22 protein-coding genes and 1 tRNA gene are annotated in these 19363 nt (G+C 69.7%); 8 read left to right on the top strand and 15 right to left on the bottom strand.

Features of this window, described 5'->3' with window-relative positions; genetic code table 11:
* Positions 1–17: 17 nt before the first annotated feature.
* Positions 18–2033: a chaplin family protein gene (locus tag ACWEPL_RS17165; protein WP_452436728.1), complete on the bottom strand. Its 2016-nt coding sequence runs from the start codon at positions 2031–2033 to the stop codon at positions 18–20.
* Between the two features lie 249 nt (positions 2034–2282).
* Positions 2283–2879, bottom strand: coding sequence for a hypothetical protein (locus tag ACWEPL_RS17160; protein WP_350724341.1), 597 nt, complete (start codon positions 2877–2879; stop codon positions 2283–2285).
* 351 nt (positions 2880–3230) lie between these two features.
* Between ACWEPL_RS17160 and ACWEPL_RS17155 the strand changes: the two genes are divergently transcribed.
* Positions 3231–3316, top strand: a tRNA-Leu gene (locus ACWEPL_RS17155).
* 242 nt (positions 3317–3558) lie between these two features.
* Here ACWEPL_RS17155 and ACWEPL_RS17150 read toward each other — a convergent pair.
* Together ACWEPL_RS17150 and ACWEPL_RS17145 are read right to left on the bottom strand one after the other, a co-directional pair.
* Positions 3559–3984: an organic hydroperoxide resistance protein gene (locus ACWEPL_RS17150; protein WP_452436727.1), complete on the bottom strand. Its 426-nt coding sequence runs from the start codon at positions 3982–3984 to the stop codon at positions 3559–3561.
* A 109-nt stretch (positions 3985–4093) separates the two neighbouring features.
* Positions 4094–5155, bottom strand: a complete 1062-nt coding sequence (locus ACWEPL_RS17145) for a hypothetical protein (protein ID WP_452436726.1) — start codon at positions 5153–5155, stop codon at positions 4094–4096.
* A 213-nt stretch (positions 5156–5368) separates the two neighbouring features.
* Here ACWEPL_RS17145 and ACWEPL_RS17140 point away from each other — a divergent pair, with 213 nt between their 5' ends.
* Entirely contained in the window at positions 5369–6352 is a 984-nt protein-coding gene (locus ACWEPL_RS17140; RefSeq protein WP_452436725.1) for a helix-turn-helix transcriptional regulator, read from the top strand.
* Here ACWEPL_RS17140 and ACWEPL_RS17135 read toward each other — a convergent pair.
* The gene (locus tag ACWEPL_RS17135) at positions 6349–7176 is read right to left on the bottom strand and encodes an SDR family NAD(P)-dependent oxidoreductase (protein WP_452436724.1); all 828 of its coding nucleotides are present in this window, start codon (positions 7174–7176) and stop codon (positions 6349–6351) included. The two genes, ACWEPL_RS17140 and ACWEPL_RS17135, sit on opposite strands and share 4 nt — an antisense overlap.
* Before the next feature lie 69 nt (positions 7177–7245).
* On the opposite strand from ACWEPL_RS17135, the gene ACWEPL_RS17130 reads away from it, so the two are divergent.
* Positions 7246–7665 (top strand): MarR family winged helix-turn-helix transcriptional regulator, encoded by a 420-nt coding sequence (locus ACWEPL_RS17130; protein WP_397374859.1) that lies wholly within the window; start codon positions 7246–7248, stop codon positions 7663–7665.
* Between the two features lie 100 nt (positions 7666–7765).
* On the opposite strand, the gene ACWEPL_RS17125 is transcribed toward ACWEPL_RS17130, so the two are convergent.
* Together ACWEPL_RS17125 and ACWEPL_RS17120 are read right to left on the bottom strand one after the other, a co-directional pair.
* Positions 7766–9259 (bottom strand): arabinofuranosidase catalytic domain-containing protein, encoded by a 1494-nt coding sequence (locus ACWEPL_RS17125; RefSeq protein ID WP_452436723.1) that lies wholly within the window; start codon positions 9257–9259, stop codon positions 7766–7768.
* 400 nt (positions 9260–9659) lie between these two features.
* On the bottom strand, positions 9660–10586 hold the full coding sequence (locus tag ACWEPL_RS17120; RefSeq protein ID WP_452436722.1) for an alpha/beta fold hydrolase: 927 nt from the start codon (positions 10584–10586) through the stop codon (positions 9660–9662).
* Between the two features lie 331 nt (positions 10587–10917).
* On the opposite strand from ACWEPL_RS17120, the gene ilvA reads away from it, so the two are divergent.
* Positions 10918–12168 (top strand): threonine ammonia-lyase IlvA, encoded by a 1251-nt coding sequence (ilvA, locus tag ACWEPL_RS17115; RefSeq protein ID WP_452436721.1) that lies wholly within the window; start codon positions 10918–10920, stop codon positions 12166–12168.
* 44 nt (positions 12169–12212) lie between these two features.
* Here ilvA and ACWEPL_RS17110 read toward each other — a convergent pair whose 3' ends face one another.
* Together ACWEPL_RS17110 and ACWEPL_RS17105 are read right to left on the bottom strand one after the other, a co-directional pair.
* The gene (locus ACWEPL_RS17110; protein ID WP_452436720.1) at positions 12213–12830 is read right to left on the bottom strand and encodes a DUF305 domain-containing protein; all 618 of its coding nucleotides are present in this window, start codon (positions 12828–12830) and stop codon (positions 12213–12215) included.
* A complete protein-coding gene (locus tag ACWEPL_RS17105; protein ID WP_363979206.1) occupies positions 12827–13438 on the bottom strand; it encodes a DUF3105 domain-containing protein in 612 nt (203 codons plus the stop codon). The genes ACWEPL_RS17110 and ACWEPL_RS17105 overlap by 4 nt, the downstream gene beginning before the upstream one ends.
* 167 nt (positions 13439–13605) lie before the next feature.
* Between ACWEPL_RS17105 and ACWEPL_RS17100 the strand changes: the two genes are divergently transcribed.
* Positions 13606–14487: a DMT family transporter gene (locus tag ACWEPL_RS17100; protein ID WP_452436719.1), complete on the top strand. Its 882-nt coding sequence runs from the start codon at positions 13606–13608 to the stop codon at positions 14485–14487.
* Between the two features lie 126 nt (positions 14488–14613).
* Here the strand turns inward: ACWEPL_RS17100 and ACWEPL_RS17095 are convergent, their stop codons facing one another.
* From ACWEPL_RS17095 to ACWEPL_RS17085, 3 genes are all read right to left on the bottom strand, one after another.
* Entirely contained in the window at positions 14614–14781 is a 168-nt protein-coding gene (locus ACWEPL_RS17095; RefSeq protein ID WP_452436718.1) for a hypothetical protein, read from the bottom strand.
* A gap of 1 nt (position 14782) precedes the next feature.
* Positions 14783–15208 carry an organic hydroperoxide resistance protein gene (locus tag ACWEPL_RS17090; protein ID WP_452436717.1) on the bottom strand — a complete coding sequence of 142 codons (426 nt, stop codon included), beginning with the start codon at positions 15206–15208 and terminating at the stop codon, positions 14783–14785.
* 84 nt (positions 15209–15292) lie between these two features.
* On the bottom strand, positions 15293–15529 hold the full coding sequence (locus ACWEPL_RS17085; protein ID WP_452436716.1) for a hypothetical protein: 237 nt from the start codon (positions 15527–15529) through the stop codon (positions 15293–15295).
* Here ACWEPL_RS17085 and ACWEPL_RS17080 point away from each other — a divergent pair.
* A complete protein-coding gene (locus ACWEPL_RS17080; protein WP_452436715.1) occupies positions 15504–15650 on the top strand; it encodes a hypothetical protein in 147 nt (48 codons plus the stop codon). The genes ACWEPL_RS17085 and ACWEPL_RS17080 overlap by 26 nt on opposite strands.
* 53 nt (positions 15651–15703) lie before the next feature.
* Here the strand turns inward: ACWEPL_RS17080 and ACWEPL_RS17075 are convergent, their stop codons facing one another.
* Complete coding sequence (locus ACWEPL_RS17075) at positions 15704–16255, bottom strand: TetR/AcrR family transcriptional regulator (RefSeq protein ID WP_363979191.1); 552 nt, start codon at positions 16253–16255, stop codon at positions 15704–15706.
* 111 nt (positions 16256–16366) lie between these two features.
* Here ACWEPL_RS17075 and ACWEPL_RS17070 point away from each other — a divergent pair, with 111 nt between their 5' ends.
* The gene (locus ACWEPL_RS17070) at positions 16367–17209 is read left to right on the top strand and encodes an oxidoreductase (protein WP_452436714.1); all 843 of its coding nucleotides are present in this window, start codon (positions 16367–16369) and stop codon (positions 17207–17209) included.
* Here ACWEPL_RS17070 and ACWEPL_RS17065 read toward each other — a convergent pair whose 3' ends face one another.
* Both ACWEPL_RS17065 and ACWEPL_RS17060 read right to left on the bottom strand, forming a co-directional pair.
* Positions 17210–17863: a TetR/AcrR family transcriptional regulator gene (locus tag ACWEPL_RS17065; protein WP_363979185.1), complete on the bottom strand. Its 654-nt coding sequence runs from the start codon at positions 17861–17863 to the stop codon at positions 17210–17212.
* A 33-nt stretch (positions 17864–17896) separates the two neighbouring features.
* Positions 17897–18283, bottom strand: a complete 387-nt coding sequence (locus ACWEPL_RS17060) for a hypothetical protein (protein WP_452436713.1) — start codon at positions 18281–18283, stop codon at positions 17897–17899.
* A gap of 144 nt (positions 18284–18427) precedes the next feature.
* On the opposite strand from ACWEPL_RS17060, the gene sigJ reads away from it, so the two are divergent.
* On the top strand, positions 18428–19360 hold the full coding sequence (sigJ, locus tag ACWEPL_RS17055) for an RNA polymerase sigma factor SigJ (RefSeq protein WP_452436712.1): 933 nt from the start codon (positions 18428–18430) through the stop codon (positions 19358–19360).
* The last annotated feature ends 3 nt before the right edge of the window (positions 19361–19363 follow it).

The raw sequence follows: 19363 nt of genomic DNA, 5'->3' as shown, positions 1-19363 counted from the left end.
CGTGCTGCCTGATTCCCTTACTTCCGGCCGATCCGGAACCGGCGGGCGGTCCCGAACAGCGTCGCCGAGGCGGCGAACATCGCGCCGATCATGAGGGCGAGCAGGGAGCTGGAGTTCATCCCCCCGAGGCCGGCGGGCTGCTCGGCGCTCATCAGGCCGCTGACCGGAAGGCCGTGGGTGGCCGAGGTGACGGCGCCGCCGACCGGGGTACCGGCCACGAGGCCGGTCGCCGGGTCGAGCACGGACACGGCGCCGCTCGAGGAGGCGGGGCGCCCGGCGCCGTCGACCTGGCCGGCCGCGTGCTTCTTCTTCGGCTGGGCCGGGCTCTGCGCCTGGCCGGGCAGGCCGGGCAGCTCGGGCAGGCTCGGCAGGCCGAACGTCTGGGCGGCGTCCTCGACCAGCGGCACCGAGGTCAGGCCGGTACCCGTGACCTCCTGCAGCTTGCCGGTCACGCCCAGTTGCTGGGGAACCCCGGCCAGGTCGTTGCCCTTCTGGGTGACGCCGGCGAGGTCCTGCACGCCGCCCAGGACCGGGACGGCGGGCAGCATGGGCAGCAGCCCGCCCTTGGAGCCCTTGCCGGCCGTCCGCTCGACGCCGCCGCGGACGAATCCGTGCCCGTACTCGGGCCTGCCGACGTTCGCGCCACCGAGGCACCCGGCCGCGGCGTCGCCGAGGACGGCGGCCGCGTTGCCGCAGACGTTGATGGGAGCGGCGATCGGCGCGATGATCTGGTTGCCCGCGAGCACCCCGGCGCGGCCGGAGGTGTGGTTGCCGCCGCCACCGGTGCGGTCGACCTTGGCCCCGCCCTTGCAGTGGGCCCTGGAGGCGCCGAGGACGGCTGCCGCGTTGCCGCAGATGTTGATCGGGGCGGTGATCGGCGCGATGACCTGGTTGCCGCTCAGCACGCCGGCCCGGCCGGAGGTGCGGTTGCCACCGGCGCCGGTACCGCCGTTCTTCACGCGGGCGCCGCCCTTGCAGCCGGCGAACGCGTGCCCGACCAGGGCCACCGCGTTCCCGCAGACGTTGATGGGCGCGCTGATCGGCGCCACCACCTGGTTGCCGCTGAGGACGCCCGCCTGGCCGGAGGTGACGTTGCCGCCCGCCCCGGACCCGCGGCGGGTGTTCTCGACCTTGGAGCCGCCCTCGCACCTGGCGGCGGCGTTGCCCACGGCGTTGCCGCAGATGTTGACGGGCACGCTGATCGGGGCGATCACCTGGTTGCCGCTGCCGACCCCGAAGCGCCCGTCGGTGTCGTTGCCCGAGGAGCCTACGGGGCCGCGGGGGCCGTGGTAGCCGTTCCGGTGGCCGCCGCCGTTGGTGACGGTCGAGCCGCCCTTGCAGCCCGCGAACGCCCGGCCGACGACGGCGACGGCGTTGCCGCAGATGTTCACCGGCGCGGAGATCGGCGCGACGACCTGGTTGCCGCCCAGCACGCTGGCGTTGCCCGAGGTGCGGTTGCCGCCCGCGCCCACTCCGGTGTTGTGGACGCTGGAGCCGCCCTTGCAGCCCGCCGTCGCGCTGCCGAAGATCGCGACCGCGTTGCCGCAGACGTTGATCGGCGCGGAGATCGGCGCGGTGATCTGGTTGCCGCCCAGCACGCTGGCGTCGCCGGAGGTACGGTTACCGCCCGCGCCGCCCTTGCCCTGGTTGCGAACGGTGGCACCGCCCTTGCAGCCCGCGTCGGACCTGCCGACCAGCGAGACGGCGTTGCCACAGGCGTTGACCGGGGCGCTGATGGGCGCGTTCACCTGGTTGCCGCCGAGCACGCTCGCGTTGCCCGAGGTGCGGTTGCCCGGGATGCCGCCCTTGTTGACGACCTCGGCGCCGCCCTGCGAGGAGGCAGAGGAGCTGCCGACCGCGCCGACGGAGTTGCCGCTGATGTCGATGGGCAGGGAGATCGGCAGGTCGACCTGGTTGCCGCCGCCGACGGACGCGTCGCCCGAGGTGTCGGCCAGGGCGGTGCCGCCGCCGAACGACATGACGGCAACGGCGAGCAGAGCCGCGGGAGTAGATGCCTTTGCCCACGTACGCATGATGAATGCTCCTAGTGGTTCTTCTTGGGGGGATAACTTCTTGGGAATAACTTCTTGGGGGATTACGGAACGGTTCGCGGGCAGCCCGAGGCCGTGCGAGGTTTCGCGCACAGCGGAGACCTCGGGTTCGCGAACAGCTGAACTGACGTGTTTGTGCACCCGCCGGCGGAGAGGCGTCTCAGACCGCGCTCAACCGCGTCACTTCGGAAAGGGGCCGGTCAACGAAAGGACCGGCAGCTGCAAGGCGGGTCAGTCAGGCGAGAAGGAGGGGTCGTCCGCCGCTGTGCGGACGACGGGGGCAGGCACCCGCGCCAGGAGGGCGCGCAGCACCTGCAGCCGCGGGTCGAACACAGACCTCGCGACGTCCCCCGCAGCGGCCCCGAACGAGCCGCTGCCACCGCCGTTGGGCACCAAGCCATTGGTGTCCAGGATCTTTCCGGCGGTGGATGGCGATGGCAGGCCAGGATCCTGCTGGCTGTTGAGCCCGTCGACCGTACGCCCGGCCATGGCCTCGGCGTTGTCATCGGGGCTGGTGAGGGAGTGAGGCACCTGAGCGGACGCGGCTCCGTCCACGGTCTGCGCGGCCGTGGTCTTCGCTTGCGCGTCCGCCGTAGGAGTCGCCACTTCGGCCGCCGCCGGGGCGGCGGTGAGCATGCCGAAGATGACGGCGAACAGCCATCCGGCGGCTACCAGGGCGCCGACAGTGACTGCCCGCACGACGAGCCGCCGGGCACCGGCCGCGAACCGCGCCATCCGGTCAACCCGAACGGTGGTCACGTCATGCGCCGGGACGGTCACGGGCAGGCGATGCACACCGAGGGCCACAGCCCTCCGCCGCACCACCATGCGCGCCACGTGACCTCCCGCACTCCAGAACCGGCCTCATTTGTCGTGAGGCCGGTCCATGGACTCACCCCTCAACGGTCCGTAACCGTAGCAGCACTCAAGGTGGTCGCAAGAGCTTTTCAACGGAGACCCAGAAATTCGCCAACTCCCCATGGGCCAAACCGCCACCAACTGCCTCAACACCCTCTGGCGTACGTCAGCAAGGCCCCATCAGGAGCTCCCGCCCGCCCCATATCCCGGCCGGCGGAGACACCTCGGAGGGGCGAGCTGATTCTTGGTATGACGCACCCCTCAGAGTTTGCTAACCTTACTGAGCCGACGCGAGATGACGGTCTCACGTGCAGGCACCAAGTCCGGGTGGCGGAATAGGCAGACGCGCTAGCTTGAGGTGCTAGTGCCCAGTGATGGGCATGGGGGTTCAAGTCCCCCCTCGGACACTTCATATCGAAGCGGGAGAAGTGATGACTTCTCCCGCTTCGCATTTCAACGCCTGTGGAGCGTGTCCTCACCCCCGGGCGAGATCGACGCCATGGTCGAGTGTGTATGAACTTCCTTAGCGGCAGCCGAACCGACAACGTTCGTCCGTACTAGCCGGCCCCGGTCCGAATCGGCCGGCGCCGCCGGCAGCGCAGCGGACTGCGGCCACGGTAACCGCCGCGAGTCAGCCGTCCGAAGTCCCCTACTGGACTGTGGCCTTGAGGGTCACCTCGATGTTCCCCCTGGTGACGTTGGAGTACGGGCACACCTGGTGTGTGGCCTTCACCAACTCGTCGGCGGTGGGCTGCTCCAGGCCGGGCAGGTGTGCTGTCAGCGACACGGCGAGGGCGAAACCGCCGGTCCCCGTCGGGAGCAGGCTCACCTTCGACCGCACGCTCGACTCGGGCAGCTCGACTCCCATCCCCTTCGCGATCAGGCGGAGTCCGTTGTGGAAGCAGGCGGCGTATCCGGCGGCGAAGAGCTGCTCCGGGTTGTTCCTGTCGCCGCCGGGTCCGCCCAGGTCCTTCGGGATCGCGAGAGCTTCGTCCAGGACGCCGTCGAGGGACCGTACGTGGCCGTTGCGGCCGTCACCGGTCGACAGGGCCTCGGTGGTGTACAGCGCAGACATGTTGTTTCCTTTCGCGGGTGCCAGGGATGACGGTGTGGTGCGGAAGGTCGGGCCGGTGCTTCTTCGGAACCGGCCCGGGGAGAGAGGCGGGCCCGAACGGTGGTGCGGGTCAGCGCACGTTGACCGGGCGCAGCGTGAAGCCGTCGTTCGGCTTGCCGGCCAGCAGGGCTGCCAGACCGCCGCTGAGCGCGTAGGTCGTGCCTCGGGGGCCGGCCGTGACGGCGCTGCTGACCGGGTCGGCGACGGTGTCGGTGACCGAGACGGTGGCGGACTTCCAGTGGCGGCCGGGGCGAACCCGTTGCACGACGGCGGCCTTCCCGCTGAGCAGTCCACTGCTGATCGCGGCGATCGACCCGTCCGGCAGGACCCGGATGCCCGCGGTGAGGGCCTTGAGGTTCTTGGAGAGCCTGACCTTGGCGGCGTGTTCGGGGTGGGCGACCGGTACCCGCACCAGGCTGCCGTCGGCCTTCGCGACGATGAGGAGGTTGCCGGGCATCCATGCGACGGCGCTCATGCCCACGTTGTCCAGGAAGTCTGGGATCTTCAGATCACCTGCCAGCAGGTCGTCGCGCAGGAGGACGGAGGCCCGTCCGGCGCGGTCGATGCGGAAGATCGTCGGGGAGAGCTCGTCGACGGCGTACGCCGTGCCGTCCGGAGCGATCGTCACGTCGGACACGAGATGCTGCTTGCCGTCGTCCGCGACCTTGTTCAGGTCGGCGTACCAGAGTCGGCGTCCGCTATTGGCGTCGTAGCCGGCGACACCCGCGACCTTGAACTTGGTGGCGGGCGTGGAGCGGTCGGCCGTTCCGTAGTCCACGTTACCGGCCAGGATCCGGTTCCGCCTGGAGTCCACCCGTACGGCCTGCACGGACACCAGCTTCTTGTCGTCGACGAGGGTGCGCACGTTGCCCTTCTGGTCGACGGAGGAGATGGTGCTGTGCGCCAGCGAACCCGTCACGAACTTCCGGGAGTCCGGGTCGTAGTCCGCGGAGTGAGGGAAGACCCCCGGCCCCTTGGCGTCCACGGTGGGCGCCGCCGGATGGGATCGGTCGGAGATGGTGGCGGCGTACCGGTCGGGAGTGGCGAGGGCGCCGGTGGTGCCGGCCAGCACGATGCCGGGGACCGTCATGGCGGAGAGGGCCAAGGCGATCGCGGACTGCTTCAGCTTCATGGGGTGTTCTTCCTTCCGAAGACGCGGTCCGGCCCGGCGTGCCGGGCGGCGCGTGGATACCGTTGCCAAGTGGTGAGTCAGGTCGAGCAGTTGCCGTACCGGACTCCGGCCCTGCGTCCTGCTCGTGGCGTCGAGTCTGCTGTCGCCGGCCGTTCACAGCCTGTCCCTGGCGGGGTCAGGCTGCCTGGCGCCCCGGTGCTCGATACTCGGCGTATGAACAAGAAGTCGGGGTTGGGGGAGTTCCTCCGGATGCGCCGGTCGCAATTGCAGCCGGCGGATGTGGGACTCCGGGACTTCGGAGAGCGCCGTCGCGTGCCGGGGCTGCGCCGTGACGAGCTGGCACAGCTCGCCGGGGTGGGCCTGTCCTACTACACGCGCCTGGAGCAGGGGCTCTCGCTCAACGCGTCACCGGAGGTGCTGGACGCGCTGGCCCGTGCCCTCCGTCTTGACGAGGTGGAGCGGGCCCACCTGCACGACCTGGCCCGCGCCTCGCGCCGCACCGGCACCCGGCGCAGGCCCGCGCCGGAGCGAGCGGGAGACACGACCCGGCAACTGCTCGCCGCGTTCGGCGACGCGCCCGCGATCGTGCTGGGGCGCCGCAGCGACGTACTGGCCTGGAACCGCACGGGACACGCACTGTTCGCCGGGCATCTGGACCCGCACATCCCCGATCAGCCCGACCAGCGTCCGAACACGGCCCGGCTGGTCTTCCTGGACGCACACACACGGGACCTGTACACGGAGGACTGGCCGAAGAAGGCCAGAGACGTGGTCGGGAAACTGCGGCTCGCCGCCGGGCAGCATCCGGACGATCCTCGGCTGGCCGCACTGATCGGCGAACTGACCATGAAGAGCCCGGAGTTCGCCGGCATGTGGTCCGAGCACCGGGTCAGGAAGTGGGACCTCGCGACCTACCGCATGCACCATCCGGTCGTCGGCCGCATGCAGCTCAACCTCCAGACCCTGAACGTCCCGCAGGAGGAAGGCCAGCGGATAGTCGTGGTGACCGCCGAGGCCGGCACCGGGTCAGCGGCGGCGCTGAGCCTTCTCGCCCGGACCGGGGGTCCGAGCGGTGTTCGGTCCGTGCGCCGGACGGGGCGAACCGAGTCTGCGGGATCCCCGAGGCACAGGGCGGACGGCCAGGCCGGGGAGAGCGCTGATCCCCACCATGATCGCGATGTGTCACTGGAGCGCTAGGCGAGGTCGACGACTTCGTGCATGCGCAGCCGGCGGTTGAACCCGCCGGCGATCCGCGCGACGACGGTGCGCGGCAGCAGGCGCGCGGGCCAGGTCAGGGCGCGGTTCATGGCCCGGCCCGGGTAGGACACCGCGCGTCGCCGGGCGTAGTCGTCCAGCGTACGGGCCGCGACGGTGGCCGGCGTGTCGGCGACCCGGGAGTCGATCGTGGCCGAGGTGCCGTCGAAGAAGCCGGTCGCGATCGCGCCGGGGTGCGCGGCCATGACGTGGACGCCGGTGCCGCGCAGCTCCTCGGCCAGCGCCTCGGTGAAGGAGAGCACGAAAGCCTTGGTCGCGGCATAGCTGGCCTGGTAAGGCATGGGCTGGAAGGCCGCGGTGGACGAGACGTTGATGATGCCGCCGGAGCCGCGGGCGACCAGCTCGGCCCCGATCGCGTGGGTCAGCGCGATCAGGCCGACGACGTTGAGCCCGACGGAGCGCAGTTGCGGCTCGAGCGGGCGGCTGAGGAACGGGCCCGCGCTGCCCGCGCCGGCGTTGTTGAGCAGCAGATCGACGGTCAGGCCGCGGTCACGCAGCTCCCGCAGGACCCGTTCCGGACCATCCGGAGCGGCGAGGTCACCGGTGATGACCTCGGCGTCCGACCTGCCGTGCCGTTCCCGAATGTGTGCGGCGAGCTCCCGCAGGCTCCCGTCCGAACGGGCCAGCAGGATCACCCGCGCTCCCCGGCGCGTCAGCTCCAGCGCGTACGCCCGCCCCAGCCCCTTGGACGCGCCCGTGACGAGCGCGGTGACGCCGCGATAGTCGTCGGCCACAAAGACCTCCATTGTTTCAAGTCTCGAAGCATTGACGCTAGCACGATCCTTCGAGACTCGAAACACCGGTAGAATGGCGGCATGACCACGCCCGAGCTCACCGCGGTGGTCGCCGCGACCCACGACATCTGGATGCGGACCAACGACCTGATCGGGCAGGCGCTGGCCAGGCACGCCCTGACACCGGCGACGTTCCAGGCGCTGTGGGCCATCGACCCGGCCGAGCCGCCACCCTCGATGAAGGTGATGACCGAGCGCCTGTACTGCAACGCCCCCAACCTGACCTTCATCACCAACCAGCTCGTCGATCGGGGGCTGGTGGAGCGCGCCGTGGACCCGGCCGACCGCCGCTCTCGCGTCCTGGTCCTGACCGCCAAGGGCCGCGAGGTTCGCGACGAACTGGTCCGGACGGCGCTGGAGAAGACCCCGCTGGCGGCTCTGAACCGTGACGAACTGCGGCAGCTCATGGTCCTGCTGAACCGCGCCGTCCGCTCCGGCTGACCTGCCCGAGGCGGCCCCGGCGTGGGACCGTCGGCGTCCGGCGGTCCCACGCTCATGCCGTTCGGCGGAGCACACTCACCCGGGTGCGCCCAGCCGGTGCCTACGGCGCGATCGACCAGAGCTGGCAGGTGTTGTTGAGCCACATCCACAGCCGGGCCGGCGTGCCGTTCGCCGTGCCGCAGTTCTGGTCGTCGAGCACCATGCCGCTGTTCTCGACCACCAGCTCATATCGGCCGTTGCCCGCGGGGATGACCGCCCACTGCTGGCAGGTGTTGCCGAGCGGCTCCCACAGGTTGACGGCCGTGCCGAGGGCCAGCCCGCAGTTGACCGCGTCGAGCACCTTGCCGGCGTTGACGTTGGTGATCGTCCACTTGTTCGCGCCGACGCTGTTGAAGCGCCACTGCTGGCAGGTGTTGCCGAGCGCCTGCCACTGGTCGATCTGCGTACCGTTGGCCGTGCCGCAGTTGACTGCGTCGAGCACCTTGCCGCTCGTGAGATTCGTGAGCCGGTAGGTGGCTCCGTTCACGGGGAAGGTGACGCTCTTGCTGTAGCCGACGGAGACGACGTTGGCCTGCACGGCGTTCTCCGTGGCGTCGCTCGGATAGCCGCTGGTCATCACGCCTTCGAAGAACGATCCGACGGAGCCGTTGCTGTTGTCGCCGCCGATGCCGAGGATGATCGCGCCTTGCTTGGTCATCGGGTTGTAGCCCGCCTGGGTGGGGAGCGCTCCGTTGTACCGCGTCGCCAGGCTGCCGGACTGCGCGTTGCCGTCCTTGATGGCGTATGTCGAGGTGCCGTTGTTCTTCAGCATCGCCGTCACGAACGCGGAGCTGCGGCCGGTGTTAGCGGTCCAGGAGCCGTTGCCACCGGCGAACAACCCGTTCTCGAGGTCCGCCGCGACACGCGGTCCGCCCGCGCACGGTGAGAACCAGCAGAGCGTGCCGAAGTAGATCGCGTCCATGTCGCCGTTGCCGGTGTCCATGTTGTTGGTCTCGGCGTTGCCGTAGTCGAAGCAGCACCGGTTGTTGACGTGAGTGCCCTCGGTCACCATGTACATGCCCTCGGGCTGGCTGCCGGTGGCGACGCCGTTCGTCGCGTTGTTGCGGTAGCCGTTGCCCGCGGAGATGTAGACGCCGTAGACCTTGTGGCCACCTGCCGTCACGGGCAGAGCCGCCGCGTTCGCGCCTTGGTCGGCCGTGGGATTGGCGCCGCCGCCGGGAGCGATCGTGAGGTCGTTGTGGCGCGACGTCTGGTCGTAGATGCGAACGATCGTGCAGTACGTACCCGAGCAGAAGGAGTCCTGGGTCGCGGCGTTCGCGTAACCGCCGGCGCTGAGCACGCCGATGTTGGTCGTCGCACCGTCGGACCAGCGCCGCACCTGGTAGAGCGCCCCGTTGTAGGAGCCGAAGAGCGCACGGGTGGTGCTGTGAGCGGCGACGCACGGGGTGCCGCCGCTCGCGTAGATGTCGCAGGACAACGTGCCGGCCGCCTGTGCCGTGCCTGGCACGGCGACCAGCGCGGTGACGGCGAGTGCCGCGAAGGAGGCGACGGTGAGGGCCGTTCGCCGCCAGTGGCGCAGAGACCAGAAACCCATTGTGTGCCTTTCGTGTGGAAAATTGTTAGCGCTAACATTTATGTCGACAAAATTTATTTGTTAGCGCTAACATAGTTATCTCTGTATCAACGGGCTATTGCACGGTTCCTTGGTGTGGGACCGTCGGCATGGCTCTACGCACTCTGACGTGCGCCGCAGGTCAGTCACCGGCGAGCGCTCCGCTATAACATGCGGGTTTCCGCTGCGTTTCGACCAAAGTGTCATCAACGATGCGGCGGCTGTCAATACCCGGCGAAGATCGCCTTCTATTCCGTCACAACGTGCGACAGGAGAACTCGACAAAAAGCGTTATGCCAAAAGGCCCCGGCGCCATGGTGAGGCGTCGGGGCCGCGTGGATGAAGGTTGAGCAGGCGTTCGGCCGGTTACTCCGCCGATCGCTCAGCGCGCGGCCTGCGAGGTGACGTGCTCGATGGCCTTGACGGCGAGCTTGGGCTGGTCGAGGTAGATGTAGTGCCCGCTGTTCTTGGCGGTGCTCAGCTTGCTCCGGCTGGACAGGCCGAGCCACTTGCGCTGGCCCGCGGTCCACGCCCGCTCCAGGCTCGGCCCGTACGTGGGGATGGCCGCCAGGTACTGCTTGCCGTGCTGGATCACCTTGACCGGGATGTTCCCGGCGGAACGGACCTTGCCGTCGGTGATGACCAGCTTCTCCGGGTTCTTTCCCCGGAATATCGCGAGGTTCTGTGCGCGCACCTCGGCCGCCGGGCCCTTGGCGGAGGCGGGGATCGTCGTGGAGATGTCGGCGACCATGGTCGAGGGTGTGGCGTCCATCAGGACCAGGCCCTTGACCCGGTCCCGGTGCTCGGGGGCGTACCTGGCAGCGATCAGCCCACCCAGCGAGTGCCCGGCCAGGACGACCGGGTTGTCACCGGCGACGCGGTCGAGCACCCCGGTCAGGACCTTGCCGGTGCTCGCGAAGTCCTGCGGCCCATCCGGCTGGTCGCTGCCGCCCGCACCCAGCCGGTCGTAGGAACACACCCGGGTCTTCGCGCTCAGCGTCTTCTGCAGGGCAGCCATCTTGTCCAGAGCGTCACCCCCGCCGTGCAGCAGGACGACGACCGGCTTGCCCTCCGCCAGGTCGCCCGAGCAGGACACGTTCACCGACCGCCCGCCGACCTCGATCTTCTTGGTGCCGGAGAACGGATCGGCCTTCCGCGGCGTGGAAGCGAAGGGGTCCCAGGCCTCCGCCTTGGTGGAGGAGAAAGGGTCCCAGTCCTCCGCCGCGGCGCTCCCGGTACCGGCGAGTCCCACACCGACCACGGTGCAGCACAGTACGGCCACAGCGGATGCCTTGAAATTGCGGAGCATGATGTCCTCCAGTCAGAGAAATGACCGAATTGCTGCGGCCATGACGTAACGCTATGGAATCGACAGCCCCGGAATCGTCACCACCTGGGGGACATTCGCCGGTAGCTCGCACGGGGGACAAGCGCGCCGCGCCAGACGTAAGCCGAGGCAGGCGACCCAGGTACGGCAGGGCCGTCAGGGGCTGAGAGGCGGGCGCCGCGGGAATAGCATGGCCTGGTGGGATCGTTGTGGCCGAAGTGCTCGCCCGGCGACGGGCGCCCTTTCCGGTGATCGCCCGTTCGGCTGCTGCGGCCGTGGCCACCACAACACGACCTTTCTTCATGGAGCGCGTATGACCGACCGCCTCACCGCCGGGCTGATCAGCCAGGCGGCCGAACGGCTGCGGCCGGTCATACGCCACACCGCACTGGAGCCGAACCAGCGGCTGTCCGACCTGCTCGGTGGTCAAGTGCTGCTCAAGCGCGAGGACGCGCAGGTCTGCCGCTCGTACAAGGTGCGCGGGGCGTTCAACCTGATCGCCTCCCTCACGGATGGGGAACGGCGGCGTGGCGTGGTCTGCGCGAGCGCGGGCAACCACGGGCAGGGCGTCGCGTTCGCCTGCGCCCGTCTGGGGATCAACGGCCGGGTGTACGTCCCGTCCACCACGCCACGGCAGAAGCGCGAGCGCATCGCGGCGCTCGGCGGCGACCGGGTGGAGGTCGTGGTCGGCGGCGGCACCTACGACGAGGCGAGCAGCGCCGCGCACGCCGACAGCGAGCACACCGGCGCCATCTACGTGCACCCGTTCGACGACGTCAGGACGATGGCCGGGCAGGGCACGGTCGGTCTGGAGATCCTGGCGCAGTGCGGGGAGGCGCCGCACACCGTGGTCGTCCCGGTCGGTGGAGGCGGCCTGATCAGCGGCATCGCCGTCTGGCTGCGCGAGCACTCACCCGCCACCCGCATCGTGGGGGCCGAGCCCGCCGGAGCGGCCAGCATGCGCGCCGCCCTCGGCCACGGCGAGCCTCTCGCCCTGCCCGAGTTGGACACCTTCGTGGACGGCGCCGCCGTCGGGAGGGTGGGAGACGCCACGTTCCCCCTGGTCAAGGACCTGGTCGACGAGGTCGTGGCGGTCGATGAAGGTGCGGTGTGCACCGAGATGCTGGATCTCTACCAGACCGACGGCATCATCGCCGAACCCGCCGGAGCTCTCGCGGGTGCCGCGGCCCGTGAGCTGCTGCCCTACGCCTCCGGAGGGCCGGTGGTGTGCGTGGTGTCGGGCGGCAACAACGACGTCAGCCGGTACAACGAGGTGCTGGAGCGCTCTCTTGTGCACATCGGCCTGCGGCACTACTTCCTGGTGACCTTCCCGCAGCGCCCCGGGGCCCTGCGCCACTTCCTGGACGAGGTTCTGGGAGAGGGCGAGGACATCATCGTCTTCGAGTACGTCAAGAAGAACAACCGTGAAACCGGCCCGGCGCTCGTCGGCATCGAACTCGAGCGGGCCGGCGACCTCGACAGCCTCCTGTCCCGGATGAAGGCCAGCCCGCTCACGGTGGAGCGCATCCCACCGGGCTCGCCGCTGTTCACGTTCCTTCTCTGACGTCCCGTGGCCGCCGTGGCGAGGAGCAGGCGGGCCACGCGCGGTCAGGCCGAGGTCTCGGAGGCGCCACGTGCCGCCAGCATGCGCCGCATCAGGTCGATCTCGGCCTTCTGGGCGGCCAGGATGGCGCCGGCCATGCGGCTGACCTGGGGCTGCTCACTCTGAACGGCAGCTTGGGCCATCTGCACGCCGCCCTGATGGTGCGGGATCATCAGGCGCAGGAACAGCACTTCGGCGTCCTTGCCGTCGGCCTGCTCCAGCTCCTTGATCTGGGCCGCGGTGGCCATGCCGGGCATGGCCTTGTTCGTGCTGTGGTGGCTCTGGCCCATCCAGGCCATGCGCGGCTGCAGCGAGGCCTGGGACAGGCCCCACATGTCCAGCCAGGCGTACATCTGCCCGATCTGCTGCTGTTGAGTGGTCGCGATGTCGTAGGCGAGCGTCCTGACCTCGCGATCGCTGGTGCGATCCCGGACGATGAGCGCCATCTGAACAGCCTGCGCGTGATGAGCCTGCATGTCACGGGCGAACCCCGCCTCCACCGAGGCGTCCGCGGGCGGCCGGGGGCAGAGCAGTCCGAGGCTCAAGACGGCCACCGCGAACGCCAGCGCGGCGGTCGCGGGCACCAGCACGCGGCGCCGCCGCAGAACGGCCGGCAGCCTCATGCGGACGGCTCCCCAACCCCGCCGCTGCAGGTCGCCCCCGGCTCGGGCGTGCCCGGGCCGTTGATGTGGGTACGCAGGAACACCGGCAGTCGCGGATCGTCGGCGCTGTCGAGTTTGAGCTGCTTGCCCCAGGAGTTGAGCGCGACCGGGGACGACAGGCCCGGGTAGGGGGACAGGAGGACGAAGTCGCGTCCCCTGGCCTGGTCGAGCAGCATGTCGAGCTGTTCTTTGGGCAGTCCCGGACGGTAGGCCACCCAGACCGCTCCGTGCTCCTGGCTGTGTACCGCGTTCTCGTTGCGGATCGGATCGGTGTAGACGCCGCAGTTCTGCCAGGCCGGGGAGTGATCCCCGCCGACGGGCGGCGCCTGCGGATACGTGACCGGCTTGCTGGTGTGGTTGCGTTGCGTCACGTTGACCGTCTGCACCGCGTCCAGGGACGTGCGGGCACGGTCGTCGAGCCAGAACACCGTCACCGCCGCGGCCAGCGCGCCGACGCCGGTCACGGAGACGCCGATCACGGCGATCCGGCGCCGCCTCTCCTGTCGTCGCTGCTGAGCCTGCAGCGCGGAGAGCCGCTCCTTGATCGTGCCCTGCGGCTTGTCGCCCATTCGACTGCCTCTCCCTACGAGCTTCTACGTTGCGTAGAAGTTCTACCGCATGTCGAATACAGAGGTCGTAAGAGCGGCTGGTGCGCTCAGTTACAGAGTCGGCGTTCGGGGAAGCGGAACGGGGTGCTCATTCCTGTCGAACAGGACACCGGAGACCGTCACCCTTGGTGATCGTCATCATCGTCTCTCTGGGGGCGGCGTGCCTTCTGGGTATCGGCTTCGTCGCCCAGCAGCATGCCGCGTACCGCGAGCCGCTGGAGGAGATGCTGCACGCGCGCCTGCTCCTGAACCTCATGCGCATGCCGTTGTGGCTGGTCGGGCTCGGGCTGATGGTGTGCGGCCAGATCCTCGGCGCCATCGCGCTCCGGTATGCGGACGTGTCGCAGGTGGAGCCGCTTCTCGCGATGAACCTGCTGTTCGCCCTGACCGCGGCCCATGTCATCTACCAGGAACCGTTCGGCCGCACGCTGCAGCTGGGCGCCTTGCTGGTGAGCGGAGGAGTGGCGCTGTTCCTGTTCGCCGGAAGGCCCCAGGGTGGCCGCCTCCCCGATCCGGTCTCCATACGGTGGCTCGCGGCGCTCCCGGTGGTCGTGGTCGCGGGGGCGCTGGTCCTCTTCGGCCTGCGGCGGACCCTGAAGGTCAAGGCGATCTTGCTGGCGGCCGCCGCCGGGGTGCTGTACGGCCTGCAGGACGTACTGACCCGCGGCTCCCTGCTCACGCTGGACGGCGGGCCGAACATGCTCACGACCTGGCAACTGTACGTCTTGCCGTGCGTCGCCGTGGTGGGGCTGCTGCTCAATCAGAGCGCGTTCGACGCCGCCCCGCTCCAGATCTCGCTACCGGCCACCACGGTCGCGGAGCCGATCTGCGGGATCGTGCTGGGTGTGGCGATCTTCGCCGAACGCCTGCAGGTCACCCCGGCGGCGATCGCGGGTGAGGTGGCCGGTTTGGTCGCGATGGTGACCGGCATCGTCATCCTCGGCCGATCCCCGTTCCTGGCCAAGCCCGCGCAGCCCGTGCTCCAAGGTCAGCACCGAAGGGAGCGATGATCCGGACACGGACTCCAGGCTCAGAAGACCTGGGCCAGGCACCCCAGGGCGACTGCCACCACGACCGTGGCCACCGCCAGGGCTCTTACGGGTGTGGGTATGCGCAACACGATGCCCCTCCAGGTTTCACAGGCAGTACCGCACGAGCCATTCGTCCTCGTCATAGACATCCCGCGCGGGGTCCGGCGCGGTGGCCGCACGCTCTTCGACCGTGTCCTCGAGCCGGATCCGCTCGGGCAGCCGGCCGAATCGGGCGCGGCGTGCCGCTTCGGCGGGGTCCTGAGCCGACCGCACTTCAAGCGGCTTTCGCGTTGATGGTGACCGGGATGTTGCCGCGGGTCGCCTTGGAGTAGGGGCAGATCTGGTGGGCCGCGGCGCCGAGCTCGCCGGCCGTCTGCTGGTCCACGCCTCCGAGCTCCAGGTTGAGCACGGCGCTGAGGCTGAACTCGCCGTCGTCGCCGTGGTGCAGGGTCACCTCCGCCGTGATGGCCGTACTCGTCAGCCTGATCTTGCGCTCCGCCGCCGCCCTTCTGACCGCGCCGAGAAAGCAGGAGCCCCAGCCCGCGGCCAGCAACTGCTCGGGGTTGGTGGCCCCGCCCGCGCCGCCGAGCTGCTTCGGGATGGCGAGCGTGGTGTCGAGGAGGCCGTCGTCGGCCTGGACCCGGCCCCCGTTGCGGCCTTCTCCCGTGACGGTGACGGCTCCGGTGTAGCTGACAGCCATGGCTTTCCCTTCAAGGTTTCCGGGGACACATCGTGCGTCACCGGTTCAACTGGTGACGATATTGGCAAAGCCGCTCGTCACCTGTCAAGCCGGTGACGCGTCCTGGCGGCGGAACAGGCTCGGGTCCCGTTCGGCCCACAGCTCTTCCACCAGGTGGTGGTCTCGCCACTCCTCCGGCGGGTCGGCCGGCCAGTCGTGACCGAAGATCGTGTACGGATGATGCGCGCCGGACGAGTGGACCGCGTTCTCGCGCGCGACCGTCGCGACCTCGCCGACCGAGGCGGCACACCTGATCGTGGGGTTCCTCGACCAGGTCGGCACGCCGGAGGAGGTCACGCTCGTCCTGTCCGGCATGCCGGAGCCCGCGCAGCGGTTCGTGCCCGCGATGCGCGACCAGGCGCGTGCCGCCCTCGCGGTCCTGGCCGGTGCCACGGAAGGCTGAGCGCACGAGACACCTCGCGGTGCCCTCGTCAACCGTTCGTATGCAGGCGGTGCCTAGGGCCGTGCCGTACGGCCGGCGCCGCGCAGCAGTGTGTCGACCACGACGTCGGCGGCCTGTGCGGAGCTCAGCTCGGGCAGGTTCTCGGCGGCGTGCACCAGCAGCGGCGGCAGGATCGTGGCCACCCAGCCGGGCGGCAGGTCGGAGCGCAGCAGGCCCTCGTCGGTGGCGCGCCGCAGGAAGGCGTCGACCTCGTCGATCAGGCCGCGGCGGCGCTCGTGGAGCGTCTTCTCGCGGAGCATGCGACTCGTTTCCACCGGCCATTTGCGGTTGACGGCGATGATGCCCTCGACGTAGCGGTGCAGCGCGACCTCGACCGGGGCCTCGCGCAGCCTGGCCGCCTCGATGGCCTTCTCGACCGCGTCGTAGCGGGCTCCATAGACGGCGGCCATGAGGTCTTCGCGGGAGGCGAAGCGGCGGTAGACCGTGCGGCGGTCCACCCCCGCCGCCACGGCGATGGCGGCGATGGTCGCCGAGGGGTCGTCGGCGAGCATGCGGGCGCCTGTGCTCAGGACGCGTTCGAGGTTGCGGGTCGCGTCTGCTCTCACCCGCCCAAAGATACCCCTTCCGGCGATTTAGTGTCACGCTAACGCTGAGCTTAGTTTTCTAAGTGCTACATTGATGAGGCAGTTAGGCAATATCGACCAAAGGAAGCACCCATGGCCAGGACATGGCTCATCACCGGATCGTCGCGCGGCTTCGGCCGCCACCTCGCCGAAGCGGTCCTCGAAGCGGGCGACCAGGTCATCGCCACCGCACGCAGCCCCAAGCAGCTCGACGACCTGGTGGCCCGCCACGGTGACCGGATCCGAGCGATCGCGCTCGACGTCACCGACGCCGACGCGGCCGCCCAGGCGGTCAAGGAGGCCACCGACGCCTTCGGCAGCCTCGACGTGGTCGTCAACAACGCCGGCTACGGCAACAGCGCGCCGATCGAGGAGATGGCCGAGGACGACTTCCGCGCCCAGATCGAAACCAACCTCTTCGGCGTGGTGAACGTCACCCGGGCCGCCCTGCCCGTCCTGCGCGCCCAGCGATCAGGAGTCTTCGTACAGTTCTCCTCCATCGGCGGGCGCGTCGGCGGCACTCCCGGGATGGGGGCCTACCAGACCGCGAAGTTCGCCGTCGAAGGCTTCTCCGAGGTGCTCGCCAACGAGGTAGCGCCCTTCGGCGTCAAGGTCGTCATCGTCGAGCCGGGCGCGTTCCGTACCGACTGGCAAGGGCCCTCCATGGAGATCCACCCCGTCGGCCCCGACTACGAGCAGACCGTGGGCGCCATCCACCGCTACCGGCGCGACACCGACGGCACCCAGCCCGGCGACCCCGCGCGCGCCGCCAGGATCATCATCGACGTCGTCGGCCACGACGACCCGCCCAGGCGGCTCCTCCTCGGCAGCGACGCCGTCGCCTCCGCCCAGAAGGCCGCCGAGCTCCGTGCCGCCGAAACCGAGAAATGGGCCGATGTCAGCCGCTCGGCCGACTACCCCGCCGACGAACGCTAGTCACCGCCCCGGCCGCGGGGCCGGTGGGGGCGGCGGGAGTGCGAGGACCGCGCGGACCGCGGCCGTCAGCCGTTCTCGGCTGTCGGCCCCGATCACGGGGCGACCGTCCGCGCTCGGGGCCGCCAGCGCCCGCCGGAACACAGCGGTCGGCAGGTCGACCACGCACAGCGTCACCACCTCGACGCTCGCCCCGTCAGCACGATCCCACAGCGCCCGCGACAGGCGGGTCAGCAGCGCCACCAACCGCTTGTCCAGGGCGAACATCTCCTCGGCCAGCTCCTGCGGCACCTCGGGACCGAGCAGCTGGTCACGGCGCACCGCCACGAGCATCCGGGCGGCGGCGGGCCGGCGGTCGGCGAACACCGCGGGCACGCTCGCCACCGCCGCCACCGCCTCGACTGCCGCTTCGCGGTCGCCCCCTTGCACCGCGTCGGCCAGCTCGACCTGGAGATCCAGGAAATCTCCCGCCGCCCTCAGCCATAGCCGCCCGAGCAGCACCGGCAACGACCCGAACGCGTGGTAGATCACCCCGTTCGACACCCCGGCGGCCGTCGCCAGCGCTCGCACCGTGAACCGCTCCGGGCCGCCATCGGCCACCAATTGCTCGGCGACGTCCAGCAACCGGTCGAGATCATGAACTCGAGGACGAGGCATGCCTCGTATCATAACAGAGCGCACGCTCCATAATCACGCGGTGGCGTCCACACGGGTGCGGCGGCCGTCCCAGATCCGGCCGAGCTGAATGACGCTCATGCCGAACATCAGGACGCCCAACGGGACGTGCACGGTCTTCACGTGCGCTATGCCCAGCGCTATCTGCGCCGACGTGACCACGAAGAAACCGGCCGCGTACCGGATGGGCCTGGGCGAGCCGCCGCCCGGCCGCCAGACCAGGATCGAGACCACCAGGTGCAGCAGGGTCACGACGAACGTCGCGTATGCTCCAGCACTGTGCAGTGCCCCACCCCCGGGCCAGGACAAAAGCAGCCCGGCGGTGATCGCCTGGACGAAGACGGCCAAGGTTTGCAGAGTGATCGCGATCCGCAGCAACCTGAGGTTCGTGGGTGTGGACATGTCGGGGCTTCCCTTCTCGATCCCGGTGTCTCGGCAGTCCGACGACACGACCGCCGGGAATGTGAGGTGCGGCGACCTCACGTTCCGGGAAGTTGTCTCGTCTGTCCGGGTGAGGGCGGAAACGACCGAGGAGCAGGCGACACCATGACCACCCCATCCGAGCCAGGGCTCGACCCGAGCCTGAGCGTGATCATGAGCGAGCGGCGCCAGCTGATCAATCTCGCCTACCGCCTCCTCGGCTCCCTTGCCGACGCGGAGGATGTCGTCCAGGAGGCCTGCGCCCGCTGGTACGCCATGACCCCGCAACAGCAGCAGGCCATCAACTCCCCCGGTGCCTGGCTGACGAAGGTCGCCGGCCGCATCTGCCTCGATGTGCTCGGCTCGGCACGCGCGCGGCGCGAGCGCTACGTGGGTGAATGGATCCCCGAGCCGCTGCCCGACCGTACGGAGTGGATCAGCGCGCGGCCGGGCGGCGCCATGACCGACCCGGCCGACCGGATCACCCTCGACGAGTCGATCAACATGGCCTTCCTGGTCGTGCTCGAGTCGATGACCCCGGCCGAACGCGTGGCGTTCATCCTGCACGACGTCTTCCGCTACTCCTTCGCCGAAGTGGCGGAGATCGTCGGCCGTACGCCGGTGGCGTGCCGCCAACTGGCCTCCTCGGCCCGCCGTCGTCTTCGCGAGGCACAGGCTCCCGCGGCTCCGGCGGCCCGGCCCGGCATCGTCGGCGACTTCAAGCGGGCGTGGGAAGCCAAGGACATCAAAGCCCTCATCGGCCTCCTCGACCCTGACGCCACGGCGGTCATCGACGGCGGCGGCCTCGTCAGCGCCGGCCTCCACCCGATCGAAGGCAGCGAGCAGATCGCCCGCTACCTCCTCGCCATCGCCGGAATGTCACCCGGCCTGACGATCCTGGAACGTACGGTCAACGGTCAGCCAGGTCTGGTGGCCCAGCAGGACGGCGTGACGGTGACGGTGGCGGCGTTCGACGTCACGGGCGACCGGATCAAGCACATCTGGGCGGTACGCAACCCCGAGAAGCTCCGGCCTTGGACGGCGCAGCCACAGCCTTAGGAC

This window comes from Nonomuraea sp. NPDC004186, from assembly GCF_053603495.1.
Note: the sequence above shows the minus strand (reverse complement) of the source record. Positions and strands in the feature narration are given on the sequence as shown.

Coding starts and splice junctions, on each gene's coding strand:
- ACWEPL_RS17165 (WP_452436728.1), bottom strand. CDS start 2,033: ATGCGTACGTGGGCAAAGGCATCTACTCCCGCGGCTCTGCTCGCCGTT.
- ACWEPL_RS17160 (WP_350724341.1), bottom strand. CDS start 2,879: ATGGTGGTGCGGCGGAGGGCTGTGGCCCTCGGTGTGCATCGCCTGCCC.
- ACWEPL_RS17150 (WP_452436727.1), bottom strand. CDS start 3,984: ATGTCTGCGCTGTACACCACCGAGGCCCTGTCGACCGGTGACGGCCGC.
- ACWEPL_RS17145 (WP_452436726.1), bottom strand. CDS start 5,155: ATGAAGCTGAAGCAGTCCGCGATCGCCTTGGCCCTCTCCGCCATGACG.
- ACWEPL_RS17140 (WP_452436725.1), top strand. CDS start 5,369: ATGAACAAGAAGTCGGGGTTGGGGGAGTTCCTCCGGATGCGCCGGTCG.
- ACWEPL_RS17135 (WP_452436724.1), bottom strand. CDS start 7,176: ATGGAGGTCTTTGTGGCCGACGACTATCGCGGCGTCACCGCGCTCGTC.
- ACWEPL_RS17130 (WP_397374859.1), top strand. CDS start 7,246: ATGACCACGCCCGAGCTCACCGCGGTGGTCGCCGCGACCCACGACATC.
- ACWEPL_RS17125 (WP_452436723.1), bottom strand. CDS start 9,259: ATGGGTTTCTGGTCTCTGCGCCACTGGCGGCGAACGGCCCTCACCGTC.
- ACWEPL_RS17120 (WP_452436722.1), bottom strand. CDS start 10,586: ATGCTCCGCAATTTCAAGGCATCCGCTGTGGCCGTACTGTGCTGCACC.
- ilvA (WP_452436721.1), top strand. CDS start 10,918: ATGACCGACCGCCTCACCGCCGGGCTGATCAGCCAGGCGGCCGAACGG.
- ACWEPL_RS17110 (WP_452436720.1), bottom strand. CDS start 12,830: ATGAGGCTGCCGGCCGTTCTGCGGCGGCGCCGCGTGCTGGTGCCCGCG.
- ACWEPL_RS17105 (WP_363979206.1), bottom strand. CDS start 13,438: ATGGGCGACAAGCCGCAGGGCACGATCAAGGAGCGGCTCTCCGCGCTG.
- ACWEPL_RS17090 (WP_452436717.1), bottom strand. CDS start 15,208: ATGGCTGTCAGCTACACCGGAGCCGTCACCGTCACGGGAGAAGGCCGC.
- ACWEPL_RS17070 (WP_452436714.1), top strand. CDS start 16,367: ATGGCCAGGACATGGCTCATCACCGGATCGTCGCGCGGCTTCGGCCGC.
- ACWEPL_RS17065 (WP_363979185.1), bottom strand. CDS start 17,863: ATGCCTCGTCCTCGAGTTCATGATCTCGACCGGTTGCTGGACGTCGCC.
- ACWEPL_RS17060 (WP_452436713.1), bottom strand. CDS start 18,283: ATGTCCACACCCACGAACCTCAGGTTGCTGCGGATCGCGATCACTCTG.
- sigJ (WP_452436712.1), top strand. CDS start 18,428: ATGACCACCCCATCCGAGCCAGGGCTCGACCCGAGCCTGAGCGTGATC.